General features: G+C 60.5%; 4 protein-coding genes. All 4 read left to right on the forward strand.

The features are described 5' to 3' along the window. The first annotated feature begins 127 nt into the window (after positions 1–127). On the forward strand, positions 128–1,651 hold the full coding sequence (locus WC359_14955) for a hypothetical protein (protein ID MFA5401748.1): 1,524 nt from the start codon (positions 128–130) through the stop codon (positions 1,649–1,651). Continuing rightward, the gene (locus WC359_14960) at positions 1,648–3,351 is read left to right on the forward strand and encodes a hypothetical protein (GenBank protein MFA5401749.1); all 1,704 of its coding nucleotides are present in this window, start codon (positions 1,648–1,650) and stop codon (positions 3,349–3,351) included. Before WC359_14955 ends, WC359_14960 begins: the two co-directional genes overlap by 4 nt. Next, positions 3,348–3,536, forward strand: a complete 189-nt coding sequence (locus tag WC359_14965) for a hypothetical protein (GenBank protein ID MFA5401750.1) — start codon at positions 3,348–3,350, stop codon at positions 3,534–3,536. Before WC359_14960 ends, WC359_14965 begins: the two co-directional genes overlap by 4 nt. After that, positions 3,536–4,195, forward strand: a 660-nt coding sequence (locus WC359_14970; GenBank protein ID MFA5401751.1) for a hypothetical protein, incomplete at its 3' end; no start/stop codon positions are given. The genes WC359_14965 and WC359_14970, both read left to right, overlap by 1 nt.

A 4,195-nucleotide genomic window follows, 5' to 3' on the forward strand; every position in this document is an offset into this window, starting at 1 on the left:
AGATAGACCGCGTGGAGAGAGGCTAATACGCTCGAATAGGCCCTGGCGTGTCCCTCCGCGCCACCCCAACTCCACGAGCATTACTCGGGCCGGGTTGAGCCTTCGGGTTCCCCGGCCCCTTCTTATCATGACAGACCAAGAGAAGTTTCAACAGATATTCGTGTCGTGGCAAGACCCTTCCGAGTTCCTGAAGTTCGTATGGTTCGAGGAGACCGGCAAGGGCGCGTTGCAGTTCCGCAGGCTGCCGCATCTCTTGGACCTGTGGGACACGCTGCTGCACCACAGGAACGTGATTGTCCTGAAGTCAAGGCAGATAGCCGTGTCATGGACGCTGGCGGGCTACTGCTGCTGGAAGATGGTCACGAAGCCGATGTCCCGCGTCCTCATCATCTCGAAGGGGGACGAGGAGGCGCAGTACTTCCTCTCCCATGTGAAGTTCATCTACCGGAATCTTCTGGCAGGGACGGGGCTGCCGTCCATGACCGACCTGATGCCGCCGTCTCCCGACTCGTCGGACGCTATCGGGATTGTGTGGGACACGGTGTCGGGCACCAAGTCCGAGGTTCGAGCGCTCCCGTGTACGGCGACGGCTGGAACGGGGTACACGGCGACCGACGTTATCTGCGACGAATACGACAAGTGGCGGACGACGGAGAAGGGGCTGACCATTCAGGAGAAGTCGTTTTCCGCCCTGAAGCCTACGGTTGACCGGACGGGCGGGACGTTCATCGTCTGTTCGACGACGGAGATATTCGAGCCTGACTCCTTCTACAAGAAGCTGTGGTACGGGGCGAAAGAGAACGACAACGGGTTCACTCCGAGGTTCTACGACGCTACCAAGCATCCCCTGTTCGGCCCTGAGTGGTGGGAGGAAGTCTGCCGGTCGTACAAGGGGAAGGAATACCTCAGACGGCAGGACTACCCGCTGACGGAGGAGGAGGCACTTACCCCGCCCGGAGAGGAAAGAATCTTCTCAGGGGCCGACCAGTTGGCGACCGAGGCTCGGAACGTGACATGGACGCAGCGCAAGCCGTTCGTTCACGTGTTGCAGCCGTTCGTGGCGGGGTGGAAGTACGTAGCCGGAGCGGACGTGGCATCGGGCCACGGCGACGACTACTCGGTACTGACGATTGTGGGCAAGAAGGGGCTGGACGCCAAGGTTGTAGCCGTTATCCGGTCAAGGACGCTGACGACCAATCAGTTCGCTAGAGAGATATACGACCTGTGCGAGACGTACAGCTTCCCACTGCTGGCAGTCGAGCGGAACAACATGGGCGTAGCCGTGGTAGACGACCTTGTAGCCATGCGGTACCCCAAGCTGTACTACAAGGACGAGAACGCGAAGAAGCAGGGGAAGCCGGGCGTGGACACCACGCAGTCCGCGAGGCAGCGGGGGCCGTCGGAGCAGGGCGAGAAGTGGATTTGGAAGCTGGCCGAGTCAATCAACGGGGGGACACTGACGACAACGTTCCTGCCGCAAGTCACGGAGCTACAGGACTTCTTCTGGATTGACGGGAAGGCGATGGCACGGGGGCATGACGATACGGTCATGTCGCTGGCGATTACGAATAGTCTGCTGGACAAGGCGCCGCATACAGGGCCGATGCCGGTAATCAAGTTCAAGGGAGCGGGTACGTTCGCAATGAGATGAAAGCGCAAGAGCTTCAAGAGCTGGCGACATACAGGAAGGATAGCGTCTACGCCGGAGCGCACGTCATCTGGCAGAAGGCGAACGACTACTACGAGCAGCGGGACAACGTTCCGGTGCCGAAGGCTCTCAATGCGGAAGCTGTGCATCTGAACACGGCGAGGAAGATTGTAGACACGGGCGACCACAACTACATGAAGGACAATCCGGTAACGGAGGTCCGTCCTTCCGGTCGGTCGGTGGCGAGCGAGGCGAGGGCGAGGGACACGCAGTTGGTGTTCGACGCGTGTCTCAAAGAGATGCTGATGCCGGTCATCAAGACGGCTCCGAAGAAATTACTTCTGAGGGGCGTCGGCATCCTTGGTTTGTGGTTCAACGAGGACTTCTACGGGGTTGACAAGCAGGGGTGGACGAGAGAGGACGAGGACGAGTTCTCTGACAGGGCGTTGTGGGACTTCCCGTTGAAGTTCACGTGCTACGACCCGATGAACTGCTATCCGAGTCGGGCGATGCAGAACAGCTTCCAGCCGCGGGATATGCTCGTCATGTACGAGATTACGACGGCTGAAGGGATGGCACTGGTAGAGAATCATCCGAGCTGGAAGTGGAAGCCGAAGCCGGACGAGCAGACGGTGACCTTCATCGACTACTACACAAACAAGAGTAGAGTCGTGATGATAGGTGAGAAGAAGGTGTACGACGGGCCGAACGCATTGGGGTTCGTGCCGTTCGTGATAATCCCTGCGGGGTTTGGGCAGAGTTCGTATCAGGGGAAGGTTGAGGAGGAGTGGAGGCCAATCTTCTACGGGGAGATGGAGCTACTGACCTCCGAGCAGATTCTTTTCTCCGCGCGGCAGGCGCAGGTTGTCAAGAACGCATGGCCGCAGACCGAGGCCATAGGCGAGCCTGAAGACCTTGCCAATCAGTTCCCTGAAGGAGTGCCGACTGACCCCACGGTGGTCGTAGCGCACACGGAAGCTATCAAACTTCAGCCGATGGAGACCCGCAAGGGGCCTGACCACACTTGGAGTGAAGGTCTGGCGATAGCGTCGGGCTACATCGACGCGCCGAACGAGATGAGCGGGGCGAGGACAAGCGGTGTCTACTCCGCACGGCACGCCGAAGACTTACTGTCCCACCAGAGGACGCGCTACAAGGACGCGCTGATGAACCTTCAGCGGGGCCTTGAGCACTACCTACGGATGTGCGGGCAGGCGTTGAAGGTTCTTGGGAATGAGGTGTCGGTCAGGGCACTGGACGAAGGCAAGGCTGTGGTACGGAGCGTGTCACCGGACAGGATTGACGACCGATGCGAGGTCAAGGTCAAGCTGGTAAGTGAGACGCCGGAGGCTCAGTCCTTGAAGCGTTCTCAGGGCTTGGCTGAGTGGCAGGCGGGGGCCATCGACCGACAGACGATGCACACGCAGTTCATGGACATGAGCATCGACGAGTCGGAGCGGGTGACCGACCGAAGGCTACTGGACGACTACATGGAGCAGCCGTTTATGAAGCAGCTACTCACGGCGATGATAGCCAAGGAGAAGGGCGACCTACTGACGGCGCAGATGGCCTTGATGCAGTTCCAGGCTGAGAGAGGCGGGGCCAACAACGTGACGGCGCGGACGGGGAGTGAGATGGTGCCTCAGAGCGGGGTGCAGCCGGAAGGGGCCATGACCGCGCAGGAGACGGTGGTGCAGCAATGAAGCTGGACGAGACGACGAGGCTTGCCATCGGGATAACGGAGAGGATGGAGAGAGTGGCCGGCAGGGTGCGGAACGCTGGGACTCTCCCTCCGTGGCAGATGCCGATGGACAGGAAGACAAGAGACAAGCTGGCGTTGGAAGCCGCAATCAAGCAGTACGCGATGAAGGTTGTAGGAGGCGCTTAGTGGCAGTTCTGGACGCTTCCCAATACGGAGGCTACACGGACCCTTTGATGCTGGGTTCGTCTGGCTGGATGACGGCGAATCCCGTTGTGCGAGCGGGGCGTGAGGCGTCGCCGGGAGCGGAGCGGCTGGACCTTGCCGTGGGAACGAGCGCGAGGTTGAAGGCGAGGCTACAGGTATTGGCGGCGATGCTGGCGGAGCTTGACCCGAACGACTTCATCGGGAAGGCGCTGATACAGGACGAGCGGAGTCGGATACAGGCTCGGCTTTCGAGGAACGACGAGTCTATCGGGGAGAGCATCGGGCGGTCGAACGCGGCGATGTTCAGCGCACAGGCGCAGGCGGCTGACCTTGCGGAGCGGTCCGAAATCGACTCCATGTATCGCTCGCAGGTCGGCGGCGACTACGTGGACACGGGTGTTGTCGGTGGGCAGTTCTACGGTGGCACTACGGGCAAGAGTTCCCAATTCGGGGAGGCCACTCGTGGTCAGTACGGGACGGTCGTACCGGACACGTCGTATATGTTCGGGAACGTCGGCGGTGACCAGTACGGCTCGCGCCGGGGGACGACTCCGACGCAGCAGGGCTGGATGAGCGGGCTGCTGACCCCCGGTGGACTGAGACCGTTGGTGGGCGACTACGCTTTGGACCCGAATCAGCAG

This window comes from Dehalococcoidia bacterium (assembly GCA_041653995.1).
Classification (GTDB): domain Bacteria; phylum Chloroflexota; class Dehalococcoidia; order GIF9; family UBA5629; genus CAIMUM01.

Coding starts and splice junctions, on each gene's coding strand:
- WC359_14955 (MFA5401748.1), top strand. CDS start 128: ATGACAGACCAAGAGAAGTTTCAACAGATATTCGTGTCGTGGCAAGAC.
- WC359_14960 (MFA5401749.1), top strand. CDS start 1,648: ATGAAAGCGCAAGAGCTTCAAGAGCTGGCGACATACAGGAAGGATAGC.
- WC359_14965 (MFA5401750.1), top strand. CDS start 3,348: ATGAAGCTGGACGAGACGACGAGGCTTGCCATCGGGATAACGGAGAGG.